9 protein-coding genes and 4 pseudogenes are annotated in these 12,889 nt (G+C 54.2%); 8 read left to right on the plus strand and 5 right to left on the minus strand.

Features of this window, described 5'->3' with window-relative positions; all coding sequences use genetic code 11:
- Positions 1-14: 14 nt before the first annotated feature.
- The 3 genes and pseudogenes from AC2FGC_RS17330 to AC2FGC_RS17340 form a co-directional block, all read left to right on the plus strand.
- Positions 15-254, plus strand: a pseudogene (locus AC2FGC_RS17330) (HTH domain-containing protein); the annotation flags it as partial.
- Positions 255-611: 357 nt separating this feature from the next.
- Positions 612-1,242: pseudogene (locus AC2FGC_RS17335) on the plus strand (tyrosine-type recombinase/integrase).
- Between the two features lie 104 nt (positions 1,243-1,346).
- The gene (locus AC2FGC_RS17340) at positions 1,347-3,881 is read left to right on the plus strand and encodes a cation:proton antiporter (protein ID WP_496782995.1); all 2,535 of its coding nucleotides are present in this window, start codon (positions 1,347-1,349) and stop codon (positions 3,879-3,881) included.
- A gap of 216 nt (positions 3,882-4,097) precedes the next feature.
- Here the strand turns inward: AC2FGC_RS17340 and AC2FGC_RS17345 are convergent, their stop codons facing one another.
- On the minus strand, positions 4,098-5,837 hold the full coding sequence (locus tag AC2FGC_RS17345) for an adenylate/guanylate cyclase domain-containing protein (protein ID WP_496782997.1): 1,740 nt from the start codon (positions 5,835-5,837) through the stop codon (positions 4,098-4,100).
- 208 nt (positions 5,838-6,045) lie between these two features.
- On the opposite strand from AC2FGC_RS17345, the gene AC2FGC_RS17350 reads away from it, so the two are divergent.
- The 5 genes and pseudogenes from AC2FGC_RS17350 (at position 6,046) to AC2FGC_RS17370 (ending at position 11,005) form a co-directional block, all read left to right on the plus strand.
- Positions 6,046-6,654, plus strand: a complete 609-nt coding sequence (locus AC2FGC_RS17350; RefSeq protein WP_496725220.1) for a transposase — start codon at positions 6,046-6,048, stop codon at positions 6,652-6,654.
- 358 nt (positions 6,655-7,012) lie between these two features.
- Complete coding sequence (locus tag AC2FGC_RS17355; protein ID WP_496725008.1) at positions 7,013-7,243, plus strand: type II toxin-antitoxin system CcdA family antitoxin; 231 nt, start codon at positions 7,013-7,015, stop codon at positions 7,241-7,243.
- Entirely contained in the window at positions 7,243-7,542 is a 300-nt protein-coding gene (locus AC2FGC_RS17360; protein ID WP_496782999.1) for a CcdB family protein, read from the plus strand. Before AC2FGC_RS17355 ends, AC2FGC_RS17360 begins: the two co-directional genes overlap by 1 nt.
- A 782-nt stretch (positions 7,543-8,324) precedes the next feature.
- Positions 8,325-8,814: pseudogene (locus AC2FGC_RS17365) on the plus strand (transposase family protein); the annotation flags it as partial.
- Between the two features lie 931 nt (positions 8,815-9,745).
- The gene (locus tag AC2FGC_RS17370; RefSeq protein ID WP_496725014.1) at positions 9,746-11,005 is read left to right on the plus strand and encodes an aminotransferase class V-fold PLP-dependent enzyme; all 1,260 of its coding nucleotides are present in this window, start codon (positions 9,746-9,748) and stop codon (positions 11,003-11,005) included.
- A 46-nt stretch (positions 11,006-11,051) separates the two neighbouring features.
- On the opposite strand, the gene AC2FGC_RS17375 is transcribed toward AC2FGC_RS17370, so the two are convergent.
- From AC2FGC_RS17375 to AC2FGC_RS17390, 4 genes and pseudogenes are all read right to left on the minus strand, one after another.
- The gene (locus AC2FGC_RS17375; RefSeq protein ID WP_496783001.1) at positions 11,052-11,252 is read right to left on the minus strand and encodes a hypothetical protein; all 201 of its coding nucleotides are present in this window, start codon (positions 11,250-11,252) and stop codon (positions 11,052-11,054) included.
- A pseudogene (locus AC2FGC_RS17380) lies at positions 11,171-11,386 on the minus strand (hypothetical protein); the annotation flags it as partial. The pseudogene AC2FGC_RS17380 and the gene AC2FGC_RS17375, both read right to left, overlap by 82 nt.
- A gap of 311 nt (positions 11,387-11,697) precedes the next feature.
- Positions 11,698-12,138 carry an aldehyde dehydrogenase family protein gene (locus tag AC2FGC_RS17385; protein ID WP_496783003.1) on the minus strand — a complete coding sequence of 147 codons (441 nt, stop codon included), beginning with the start codon at positions 12,136-12,138 and terminating at the stop codon, positions 11,698-11,700.
- 391 nt (positions 12,139-12,529) lie between these two features.
- The gene (locus AC2FGC_RS17390; protein ID WP_496783004.1) at positions 12,530-12,655 is read right to left on the minus strand and encodes a hypothetical protein; all 126 of its coding nucleotides are present in this window, start codon (positions 12,653-12,655) and stop codon (positions 12,530-12,532) included.
- Positions 12,656-12,889 lie beyond the last annotated feature (234 nt).

The raw sequence follows: 12,889 nt of genomic DNA on the forward strand, positions 1-12,889 counted from the left end.
GTTATCCTGTCAGAATGAATGTTCGACTCAGACATGAAGCGATTGTGCGGACCCTCCGCCGAACCGGTACATCCACTATTGACGCCCTTGCTGATGAGGTGGGCGCGTCCCGCCGCACCGTGCTGCGCGATATCAGCGCGCTTCGGGATGAAGGCTATGTGATCCATTCCGATGTGGGGCGCGGTGGCGGCTTGCAGCTTGATCCGCAATCCATGCAGACAACAGCCAAGCTATCGGTGCCAGAGGTCTTTGCAAGCTGTTGTCACGTTAACCTCCTGTCCACCAAAGAATGCTGAAGATCAGATTTCAAGCTGCTCGAGTAAAGGACAATTCCGACAAATGTTACATTGGATGGCAGGAGAAGAATGATGGTTTCGGTGGGTCCGCGGCGCAGATTGCGCTGATACACCGAATCGTGGCGGAAGTACGCAATTGGCTGAGGGCGTTTTAGTCAAACCGGAGCAACCGTAGTCGCTCAGTTGTCACGGCCCAAAGAATACGCGGGCGGCGCCAAAACCACCGCTCGTCGATTGCGCAGCATCCTGTGTTATTGGATCGCGTCAATGTCGGGTTGTCGTTGTGGGTGGGCATGGCGGATCGGAGGATCAGTCATGGAAACACCAAACTTACCTGCCATTCGCGCACTTCGCCCAGTCTGGAACAAAGGACGTATCGTGGGTCAAAAGCGCCCACTGAAACCAAAGCATCCCTGTTCGCCTTGAGCTTGCTTACAACCATCGCGATCTTGCACTCTGCAACATGGCCATCGACAGCAAACTTCGCAGCTGTGATCTGGAGAAGATGAAGGGGGTCGATGTCATGTCATCGGGGCAGATCAAGGAACGCGCTTCCCTACTGCAAAGCAAGACACAGAGACCTGTGCGCTTCGAGATATCCGAGGGCACCTGTGCCTCTGTTCAGAAATGGATGAAAGATGAACTCATGATCCGTTCGGAATATCTTTGGCCTGGCAGAATCCACATCTCAACGCGTCAAAATGCGCGGATTGTTTGAGACTGGGTCTCATCGATCGGCGTTGAAGCAAGCACATACGGAATCCATTCAATGAGGCGCACAAAAGTCACCCAAATCTACAAGAAAACCGGCAAACTTAGATCGGTCCAGCTCTTGCTAGGCCCCGCCAAGATGGACGGTAAGGTCCGGTACCTCGGCGTCCAACTCGCGGGTACCTTGGCTATTGCCGAAGCCATTGAGACTAGTGCCAATAGGTTGCATTCGTAGGCGGCCCAGACTGGACGAGCGAAGGTGCGCATATTGATTCCACGTGTTTGATCCGGCTTTAAGAGTGGATTCCACTTACTCGAGTTCTCAGGTAATACGAAACTATGGATATCGTCGTCGTTACGACCATCATCACTTCTCTTTTTGTTGTCATCGGCGTGGCGGAACCGCTGGCCGCGCGAATGCGCCTGCCTTACAGCGTTATCCTCGCCGTCCTGGGGATAGTGATCGGGCTTGGCGCGACGTTCTTTCTCGACACAGACCTGACGGATGCATTGAACCCGGGGGCGCAGGCGATCATAGATCTGCCGATCCGGTCAGACGTCTTCCTCTATGTTTTCCTGCCCACGCTGCTCTTTCAGGCGACACTCGGCATGAACCTGCGCAGGATGCTGGATGACTGGATGCCCATCCTGATGATGGCCGTTGTGGCAGTGATTGTCGCGACCCTCTCAATTGGCTATGCGCTGAGTTGGGCAAGTGCGCTGCCGCTGGCCGCCTGCCTGTTGATCGGCGCCATTGTGTCAACAACGGATCCCTCGGCAGTTGTCAGTATATTCCGGTCGATTTCGGCACCGCGCAGGCTGTCACGAATAATCGAGGGCGAAAGCCTTCTTAACGATGCTGCTGCTGTGGCTCTGTTCGGGTTATTCATGAGCTTTGTCATGCTCGGAAGACCCAATCCATTGCTAAGTGAAGCCGTGGGGCAGTTTCCGCTGTTGATCGCAGGCGGAGCACTCACTGGTTGGCTCATGGCGCGCATGGCGGTTTGGACGATGGCTTTTGTCGACCGCTGGGAAATGGCGCAGATTTCCATTTCCATCGCGCTGCCATACCTTGCCTATATCGTTGCAGAACAAAGCGTTGGGGCTTCGGGTGTCATTGCGGTGGTGGCTGCGGGGCTTACGCTCAACCTCACAGGCCCTGGTCGTTTGTCACCGGTCGCCTGGACAAATCTGCAAGAGGTTTGGGACCTTCTGGCACACTGGGCCGGCGCGCTGATTTTTATTCTTGCCGCTTTGCTGATACCGCGATTGCTGGAAGAGGTGCGGCCGTCTGATTTTGGCTTGCTGGTTGTGGTGGTTTTGGCCGCCATGTTCGCGCGGGCGGCAATTCTGTTCGGGTTGTTACCATTGCTGACAGCAATTGGACTATCGCCCGCTGTTGAACGCCCCTATCGCACCGCAATACTGTGGGGTGGGCTGCGTGGTGCCGTGACGCTGGCTCTGGCGCTGGCCGTCACCGAAAGCACACATATCCCGCTTGAGACGAAGCGCCTGGTCGGCATTCTGGCCACTGGCTTTACGCTGTTTACACTGATTGTTCAGGGTACAACTTTGCGCATGGTGATCACAAAATTGGGGCTCGACAGGCTTTCTCCGCTTGATACTGCCCTGTCGCGTCAGGTGGTCGCGGTCGCCTTGCAATCGGTTCGCGAGGACGTGTCCCGCACCGCAGAAAACTATAACCTGACCCACGATATCGTCAGAAACGAAGCCAAGCAGTTTAGCGAACGCCTGGACGAGGCGGTAAAGGCCGCCGAGGACAGCGCGCAGATCCTTGATCGTGACCGGGTCACACTTGGCCTAATCGCGCTGGCCGGTGCAGAGCGGGACTCTGTTCTGGCCCGGATGCGGGAACGCACCATGTCATCGGTTCTAAGTGAGAAGATTCTGTCCGACGCCGATCGGCTCATTGAAGGCGCACGGACTGGCGGGCGGATCGGCTATCAGCGCGCATCAAATCGGTCGGTCGTTTACGGCAGATCTTTTCGGATCGCCGTGTTTCTGCACAATCGGCTTCGAATTTCGTTCCCACTCACGCGTATCACAACGGACAGGTTCGAAAGATTGCTCATGCAACGTCTGATCTTGCAGGACCTAGATGGGTTCGTCCGCGGCCGAATCCGCCGGATCCATGGCCGCCGGGTTGCGGAATTGCTGGATGAAGTGTTGGCGCGTCGATCCGAGGCGGTTAAGACGGCGCTTGAAGGCCTGCGACTGCAATTTCCCGGTTATGCCGAAAAGTTAGAGCGACGATTCATCCAGCGAACCGCGTTGCGCCTTGAAGAACGTGAATATGCGGTCATGCGCGAAGACGGCCTTGTGGGCGAAGAACTTTATTCTGTGTTGATGCAGGAAGTGGCGACACGACGTACGTTATCTGAAGGACGTCCGAAATTGGACATCACTCTTAAAGGACGGGATCTGGTCCGGCAGTTCCCGCTATTTTCCGATCTCGACAAGTCTTCGCTTAGGAAACTCAGCCGGGCGCTGCGGACCCGATATGCCAACGCGGGTGATACCATCATTTCCAAAGACGAATTCGCCCAGAGTGTATTCTTCATTGCTTCCGGGGCGGTCGAAGTGGAACTCGGCCGGCACACCTCGCGGCTGGGTCGTGGTGAAATGTTCGGGCAATTGGCCATGTTATTGAAACGGCCGCGTCGCGTAAACGTGCGGGCATTGGCACCGTCGACGCTGCTTATGCTCGACGAGGCAAGTTTCCGACGCTTGCTGCGGCAAAGCAAGGCCATGCGAAACTCTGTCAAGATGAGCGCTGACAAGCGCATGATCGACCCCGCGGTGTTGGATCTGGATGAGGCCGAGGTATCCCCTGAAAAAGGGACCAAATCTTGAGAGGCTCTCAATTGGAAAGGAGCCGCGAAATCAAAAGTACTGGTTCACGGGCACCAGTCGGGTCCTGTTTTGGTGAACGTCTACTCCAGTCAGAGGTTTGTTCCCTCGAAAAACCCGTCACTACCCTCAACATCTTGTACAATCAGCGGCAGGTCGCAGCAAGGAGCGGAAATTGGCAACGGCCAATCACCGAAGACATAGAAAAATGGGCGTCGCCTACCCTGCCAAACCAGCTTGGCGCAGACCAGAGGCAATGTGTTCCCAATCCGACAAATTGCGCCACATCGGTTGAAAGCCACCGGCCAGAGCAATCAACGTGTTTTCCGGAACTGCCATCCCGCGGCTTGAAAACTCCTGATGGCGGTGTCGAACAAAGGCTTGCAACGAGGACTCCGCCTCTTTTTGTCGGCCCGAGTGCGCGTAGGCTGCCACTAGAAACGCAACAGCCAATGAGTTCAGCCGTGCTTCGCCAATCAGCTTGCTGACAGCGTCATCATATCGACCCAAAAAGAAATATACCTGTCCGATAATCCAATCGAGAGAAGGCGGGTGCAGGGGGTCAAGTCGCATGGCCTCGACAACTATTCCATGGGCCTTTTCATGCTGCCCCAACAACAGAAACCCATATCCGCACCAAGCCATCGATTCCGCTTCATTTTCGATCAATGACAGTGTCTTTTGAAACTGCGTATCGGCCTGATCCCAGAGGCCCGCGCATAGGTACGCATATCCAAGTTGGTCTTGAATATAGACGTCCTTGTTGTCCAAAGCCGCCCCCTGACGCGCGATTTCCAATGCCTGGGAGGGGGCATCGGCGTCGGCAAGACCGAGCCAAAGGTCGACGACATAGGTGTCGGCCAGATACATATAGATCCGCGCGTAATTGGGATCGATGGCCAGCGCTTTTTCAAAATATCCCTTGGCGGTGGCGTTGTCGGCGGCGTTCAACCCATCTCGGAGTGCTTTCCCTCGCAGCAAGAGTTCATATGCCTTCATCTTGTCTGTGGGCTTGTTCAAGACATTGTTGGCCACGTCGCTTTGAACGCGACCGGGAAGAACCGCGACGACGCTTTGGGTCACCTCATCCTGAACCGCAAAGATGTCTTCCAGTTCGCGGTCATAACGCTCGGCCCAGATATGTTTGCCGGAGTCAGCCGCGATCAGCTGAGCCGAAATACGCACTCTGTTTCCGACTTTTCGAACACTGCCTTCGACAAGGTATTGTACCCCCAACTTTGCCGCGATTTCACCAATCTCCAGATCTGAGTCCCGAAACCGAAACGACGAATTGCGCGCGACCACAAACAAGGTCCGAAAGCGGGAAAGTCCGGTAATGATGTCTTCGGAAATGCCGTCGCTGAAAAACTGCTGCTCAGCATTGCCGCTTACGTTTGAAAACGGCAAAACCGCGACTGAGGGCTTATCCCGTCCAGTTTGATTTGACTCGTATTTCTCAGAACCTTCATGTGCCAAATGGTATATTTGGACAGGCTTTGTTATGTTTTTGAGATGCTGGGCACCGCCATCTTCAAAGGTCTCTTCAATCAGGTTTCCCAGGCTTTCATAAACTATAGAAGAGATGCAAACACCGCCCACTTTTGCTGCGGCTTCCAGGCGCGACGCCAGATTGACACCGTGCCCATAGACATCGCCCTCATCAACAATCACGTCGCCCAGATGCACTCCGATGCGCAGTTTTATCGCTGAGTTTTGAACCGTCAGTTCTTTCTGGATCTCGATGGCACACCTAACAGCATCCACGACTGAGGGAAACTCAACCAATGTGCCATCCCCAATCAACTTGATCACCCGGCCTTTGTATTGGCTGACTTTGGGATCAAAAACACATTCGCGATGGGTCTTGAGGTGCATCAAAGTGGCATCTTCGTCTTCGATCATCATCGAAGAGTATGCAACAACGTCAGCGGCGAGTATGGCGGCGAGTCTGCGTTCCAAAAATGACACCTTTGGTTGGGAGGTCATATTCAACTTTGGAAAAGATCATAACAACACCTTTCTGGGAACATCGCGCAAATACAGATTGCCGAGGTTTTTAGCGGGTGGAGTGGGTGGCTCCTGCTCCACCGGCGTCGCGATGCGCCATACTGCAGTTGCTACCGACTGCTAGAAAAGGAGCCACCCAAAGACAGTTAAAACAGTTGGACTGGATCTGGCCAAGGACGTGTTCCAGGTTCATGGAATTTCGGCCGCTGGCCGCAAGATATTTAACAAGCAGATCAGGCGCCCGAAGCTGCTTGCGTTTTTCGAGACACTTCCGCGCTGTGTTGTCGGCATGGAAGCCTGCGGCTCCGTCCACTATTGGGGCCGTGAACTCAGCAGGCTGGGCCATGACGTCCGCCTGATGCCAGCAGCCTATGTAAAACCCTATGTAAAGCGCGGCAAGACCGACGCCGCTGATGCCGATGCCCGGCGCCTGATGCGCATGCCGGGCGTCGGCCCTATTATCGCCTCCACCATCGTGGCGATCATCGGAAGTGCTAAGCAATTCAGGACCGGCCGCGACCTTGCAGCCTGGCTGGGGCTGACCCCGCTCAACAAATCCAGCGGCGGAAAGGAAAAGTTAGGCAAGATCACTAAGAAAGGCGACCGATACATCCGAAAACTCCTGATCACCGGCATGACGTCACGGGCGCTGATGGGCAGGAAGCATCCGGAGCGCCTGGATAATCTGGGTGATGCTGACAAAACAACAGGAATACCGGCAGCCGACCGCCTGACAAGGCCGACCAGCCCAGAGATGCAAGGCATTTGATGTGATGATGCGGACCTAAGTCAACCAAAGGCCAGGACACTTCGACCAACGTCGCGACCCAAACTGAGGTCATTTAGTGGCACTTTTTCCCTTGTATTGCCCAATGGCTTGCAGGCGCGGCGAATGTCGGCAAAGTCCGCGTGTCGGGAATTGAAGAGCCTCGTTGTGAGCGGCCTATTGGGTCGTTTCTCGCCGCTGCATGTTGCAATACTACCGTTTCATTGTGTTAGCTGGTTAATGGCATCGCTGATGGAACTTGTCAGTCGGTTCAATTCTGCGAAACATGCATTACAAGCATGCGCATATTTGACGCGCATATTTCATAGCGATACAGTGCGTGCATAGGGAGAGCAATACAATGAACGCTCAAACGCGAAAGCCCACGAATCTGTCGCTCGATAGCGCGTTGCTGTCAGAGGCCAAAGCGCTGAAGGTAAATCTGTCCCGCGCGGCCGAGGAGGGCGTGCGCGCCGCAGTCATCGCAGCAAAGTCTGAGCGTTGGAAAGCCGAAAATGCTGCAGCACTCAGAAGTTCTAATTCATATGTTGAGCGGCATGGTCTTCCGCTGGAACGTTACAGGCAGTTCTGATGCCAAAATACGACGTCTACCCTAATCCATCCGGCGATGGCTACCTTCTGGATGTCCAGACCGACCTCCTAAGCGATCTGAATACGCGTGTTGTTGTGCCGCTGCTACCGAAGTCAAACGCACCAAAGCCAGCGGCACGTCTCAATCCGGTTTTTGACATTGATGGTGGGTCAGTCGTTATGGTCACACAATTCATGGCCGCAGTACCGGTTGGAATCCTCAAGTCCCAAGTATGCGACTTGAGTGACGAGTTCGATCAGATCACTGTCGCGGTCGATATGCTGATGCAGGGATTCTAGCACGGTGTGACCTCAATGTTGGTCAAGTTCTCTGATCGTCACCGTTCAATTTCGAGGATGGCTGCAGCGAGCTGCACCAGTTTCAAATGCCTCATACTCGCGAAAGGACGGGGCCGCATTTGCGGTTTTTAGGAATTTAGCCTCGGTGAGTTAAGATTGTGGCAGTAGGTGTCGGTACTTGGCAACTCGTTTATCAGAGACCGCCAAAGCCGGTCGGAGAAGGAATTATCAAGGGTGTTCAGTCAGTTTTGATCTGTAGCCTGGGGAATGCCGGACGTCCTTTAAAAGCCTTGTTTCATTGGAGTCAACGGTGAGTTTCCAAGAAAAAAATGGACTCAATAATCTCCTGATGTCATTTTGAGATTGTGGGCGGCATGTCTATTTTAGCACGTACTGGTTTTCCCGACCGGATTTTAGAGGGGGTATTTAGTGTGATGTGCCGCCCCACGAAACCCCAAAAACAGCGGTCAGCGTGCTCGGGTTTCTGCAGAGATTTATGATCTTCTAACAAATTGAATCAGGAACAGGATACATGGCATGAGGCGAGTTTATTGCCGACTTCTTGGACAAAGATGGCTGGTTCGTTTCGCCGGAGGTGCGTCTGTTCATCAGTGTGCGCGGTGTGGTGTCGCCGGTGATGCGTATGGCAATGAAGTTCGCTGACATTACCGCGCGCTTCGCCTCATCCTACCATATCGTCCATTGCATGAGTTGAAGTTGTAGCCGGGGTGGATTCACAAACGAAGTGCAATTATGCCTTGATGTTGGTCAAAGAGAGTTAGTCCGAATTCGGGCCGACATTGGCCGCAGAGAAGTTAGCTGAGCATCACGGCTTCACATGAGACATTGCGCAATTGGATGGTGGAAGATTGAAGCTGGCTATCTCGCAAGCAGCACCGAACATTCCATCAGCCGCGCCTGCAGCGGGAATGCCGTGGTGAGTTGACCCAGATCGACGGCTCCGATCAACATTAGTTCGAGGATCGTGGCGACCCCTGCACCCTTCTCGTCTTCATGGATGACGCGACCAGCACCTTGATGGAACTTTGCTTTGTGAAGTCAGAAAGCACCTTCAGCTATATCGATATGCTTGAAAGCTATTTGCATAAACATGGCCGTCCGGTGGCGTTTTATAGCGACAAACACACGGTGTTCCGTGTGGCCAGCAAAGATGCCAAGGGCGGCGCTGGCATGACCCAGTTCGGCCGTGCGCTAAAGGCGCTGAATATCGAGACCCTGTGCGCGAACAACTCTCAGGCCAAAGGCCGGGTTTAACGCGCCAACCGCACGCTCCAGGATCGACTCGTCAAAGAGCTGAGGCTAGCCGGTTTGAAGTGCGCTGGGAAGGCCGGGCCCTGCCCTATCGGATCTTCGAAATGGACCAACGCGTCACCCACGCCGCAGTCACTGAGAGCAAGCGGTTCGGGGCTGTGCTGGCGCATATCAAGGATACGCAAGAACAAGCTCCCCAAAACCTAAAGTGAGGACAAATTCCGAGAAGATGGGTTACAAGCCCAACGGCAGGAAGCCCGATCAGCCGCCGAGAACACGGGCCAGTAAGAGGACTGCACTAGAATCTGAGTTAGTGCAAAAATAGCAGCTGCGCAGAAGACAGCGCACCCTTCAGGTAATCTTGAAGCTAACGCCAATGGCCTGATTGGGTGTGGCTTCTTCAAAAACTGACTGCATCTAAAATTGTAATAGAGCTACCACATCAGACACTTTGTTTTTCCCGCTCACTTCAATAGCGTAAGGTGGCCTGCGTCATTGATGTCACTGGTAATGCAGTCCTACAGCGCATCCAGATTGTGCCTAGCTAGTTTGGAGCAGCAAGCGCAGACAGCAGCATCGTAAATACGTCATCAAAACTTCCTCCACCCCAATTCAGGGAGTTTACAGGAAGTGTCCCAAGTGTCCGTGAATATCTACAGGAAATTAGATGCCTCCGCACCCCAATCCTCCTAAGATCTGGTTTTCCGAGGCAAACTGGATAGCAAGCAGACGCGATAGCGTAAAACAGCTGCAATATTCCCTGATCGTGTCGCGTTGTCGCTTGACAGGATGGCTGCATGCGGCCTGATCAATTCAGTTCGCCGAATCTATGATGAAAACGTCAACGATTTTCCGGACAAAACCTTATCGCGGTGGCCTAGCTCTGCCGCACGATCGTGAACCGCTTTCTGACTAAGCACAGGACAAACCTATGATCCAAGACAACCCTGCCCTCATCGAGGCCATACGCGGCCGGTTCGCCCATGTCGGCACCTGTCCCTTTCAAGGCGAACGCATCTTTTTTGAGAATGCGGGCGGAGCACTGACATTGAAATCCGTCGCTGAAACCTCGGCTTTTTATGCAGCAATCCCGGACAATCCGGGGCGCATAAATCCTGCAGGTCAGGGAACCCAAGGCGTCATCAACAAGGCCAAAGACGACTTGGCCGTGTTCATGAACGCATCTTCTGGGCAGTTCTTCGCAGGTGAAAGCGGAACCGAGCTGCTGTTTCGCATGATCCGCACCGCGTGTCTGGTCGCCCCCAAAGGTGCAAAAGTGATCGGTTCATCAATCGAGCACCCGGCCACCCGAAGCGCAGCACGTCGCTGGGCTGAAATCGCCGCGCTGGAGTACGTTAATGTGCCCCACGACAACGACACCGGATTGGTTACGGCCGAGGATTATACTGCGCTGATAACGCCAGATGTCGCAGTGGCAACGATCCTGCATGCGTCGCCCGTGACAGGCATGGGCATGGACGTAGCCGCGATTTCCGCGGCGATCCGTGCTGTGGCACCGGATTGTTTGATAATCGTCGACGGCATTCAGCATGCGGCCCACGGGCAACTGGACCTGGACGCCTACAATGTCGATGGCTACGCGATTTCACCTTACAAAGTGTTTTCCCGCCACGGATACGGCATCGCCTGGATCTCCGACAAACTCAGCGCTTTGCCACATGACATGTTGATCGATGCACCCGCAACCGGGTGGGAGTTCGGGACCCGCGATACGGGATCGTATGCAACCGTATCAGACGTAGTAGCGTATTTTGACTGGCTCGGTGGCGAAGTTTCGGATGAGACCGAGCCGCGCAAACGGATCGAGGCTGCGGGCCGAGCCATTCACGCCTATGAAACCCACTTGACCGATACTGCTATCAACGGCACCGGCAATCTGCCAGGGCTGAGTGATATGGATCACGTGACCATTCTGGCAGGCGCCGATAACCCGGCACGCGAAGGGCTGGTGTCAATCGTGGTCGAGGGTCATGCATCCGAGGACGTGGTCGAGACACTGAATCAACAGGGCATTCGCACCCATACTCGAAAGGCTGACCACTATTCCGGCAACGTTCTTACACCGCTGGGCCTGTCGGATTGTATCCGCATTTCTTTTTGTCACTACAACACGGAACAGGAAATCGCGCGGTTGCTGGGGGCCATCAAAGTTATGGGCGAAAGCAGTTGACCAGATCCGATTTGGTCGTAGCAAACGGTTACATAGCTGGCGGTTCTCAACCCAAACCTGCAACGGGCTTTTGCAGAGTTACGAAAAAAGCGTCGCGTTGTTCCGACACCTCGGCCGGAGTATTTCCGCATGCCGCAGCTTTGACGTTGTCCACCAGTTGCCGGTTCACGTCGTGACCCGTTGTCCCCAGATTGATTGCTTCGCGCCAAATCGCAGCATGCAAGAGATTGACCACGTATCCAGACACTTCTTTGTTGTCGTGCCTAGGTTTTCATAGAACGATTGAGCTGCCTCAATGACCTCGTAGGCGGTTTTGTCATTCCCCAGAACCCCGACCAGCGGCATCAGGTGCGGGGGTTCGAACAGGCACCCCAAAACAAAGCGGCGGGGTTTTTTTCAGCCCTGTTGCATCTATCCCAGCGTCAAACCCAAGGCTGGGCTGGCAACCAACGCATCCAGCGGGATCCAGATGATGTTGTCCTACAACCCTTCGGATTCTGACCCGCGCCCGATCCCTTGCCGGCCACCGGTAGCCAGCGCTCGTTTTCTTACCAATCGCATCAGCGTACACCCAACACAAGACGCGCTGACGTGTGGGTATCCAAAACAGGGACTGATATGTTGCAAGCCACGCCTTTGCCTTTCAATGCGGCCCATTACCTTTCCGTCGCGGGCATCTCATGCTTCTTAAACTAGGTCTTTCCGCAGCGCAGTTGAGACGTCATTTTCATCGCCATCGAAACATCCTTGGTCAAAACTGTTGAAGCCAGATCATAGCGCCTGGCGTTGGCGATCCGACGAGCGTTTTTCGCCTCGCCAATGTGCGACGGGGTGACAAGAGGTCCGAACACCTCATTATACGCAATCTCCGCATTGTTGTCGGCATTCACTGCGACCGTCGGCGGGTAGAAGAATCTGGCCTGTTCGCCCAGCTCGCCGCCTATCGCGATTTCGGATCGTTTCAGCCACGGCATCAATATCGGCATCGACCCGTTGGCCCGCTCATAGTGCAGACAATCCGACAAACTGCGTGCCCGATCCAAACGGATATCCCAGCAATACAACGTGGGCGTTTTTTTGATGTATGTTTCGAACGCCCAGTTCAACCGGCTATGCGATATACCAGCCCTCATGCAAATCTCGGGCGATGGTATCGGATCTTCCAGATTAGTTTCCCTTGCCGGATTGGCCGCCCTGAGCTTGGCGGGAACCGATGTACCCAAATATTCGCCGAGGCGCTGCCGCCACAACATGAAACCCGGTTTTCATCAATCACCAACAGGTTTTCGACCACTTCAATAACCGAGTAAAACTCCTGAAAGCCATCAATATGTTCCTAGTGACCGGTCGCCCGCCGCGCATTCAGAAGTCCGGACCGCGCCGGCATGAATGCCCTCATGTCCAGCTTGTTAATACCACTACGATGTCGGCCACATCAACGTCACCAAAGACAACGCTTCTTTTCCCTGCACCATTGCTTGCGACACAATTGCCGCCTCTCTCGGCCAAGAAGCCTCTTGAAAACTAGGGCTTGCCATCCAATTTGTTGGTCGCGCGAAACAGATCGGCAAACACTATTGTAGCGGTCAGGTTAAGGCCGGACGAGACCGCAAAAATCACACGGGCAGTAAGGTCTGAGATGTTTGCCACCTGGTCTTCGCCTCAATTGCACTACGTAGAGATAAAGAGAGTTTCACTTCAGTCAACGCGCAAGTCAGATGTCGATAAGCCATTGCCAAAACACCGATTGGGATCTTGGTCGGCGGTATATGGACAATCTGCAACGAGATGTATTTCCACTATTGGGACATCAGTCTAGGATGCGCGCAAATACTAGCCCATTCCAAACCTGCGCAACAAAAACGAGAAGCTTCGTTCGTGAAT

This window comes from Ruegeria sp. CDSC054 (assembly GCF_059610645.1).

Excerpts from the sequence above, each read along its gene's own strand:
- AC2FGC_RS17385 (WP_496783003.1), bottom strand. The coding sequence starts at position 12,138 with ATGAGGGCTGGTATATCGCATAGCCGGTTGAACTGGGCGTTCGAAACA.
- AC2FGC_RS17360 (WP_496782999.1), top strand. The coding sequence starts at position 7,243 with ATGCCAAAATACGACGTCTACCCTAATCCATCCGGCGATGGCTACCTT.
- AC2FGC_RS17355 (WP_496725008.1), top strand. The coding sequence starts at position 7,013 with ATGAACGCTCAAACGCGAAAGCCCACGAATCTGTCGCTCGATAGCGCG.
- AC2FGC_RS17370 (WP_496725014.1), top strand. The coding sequence starts at position 9,746 with ATGATCCAAGACAACCCTGCCCTCATCGAGGCCATACGCGGCCGGTTC.
- AC2FGC_RS17340 (WP_496782995.1), top strand. The coding sequence starts at position 1,347 with ATGGATATCGTCGTCGTTACGACCATCATCACTTCTCTTTTTGTTGTC.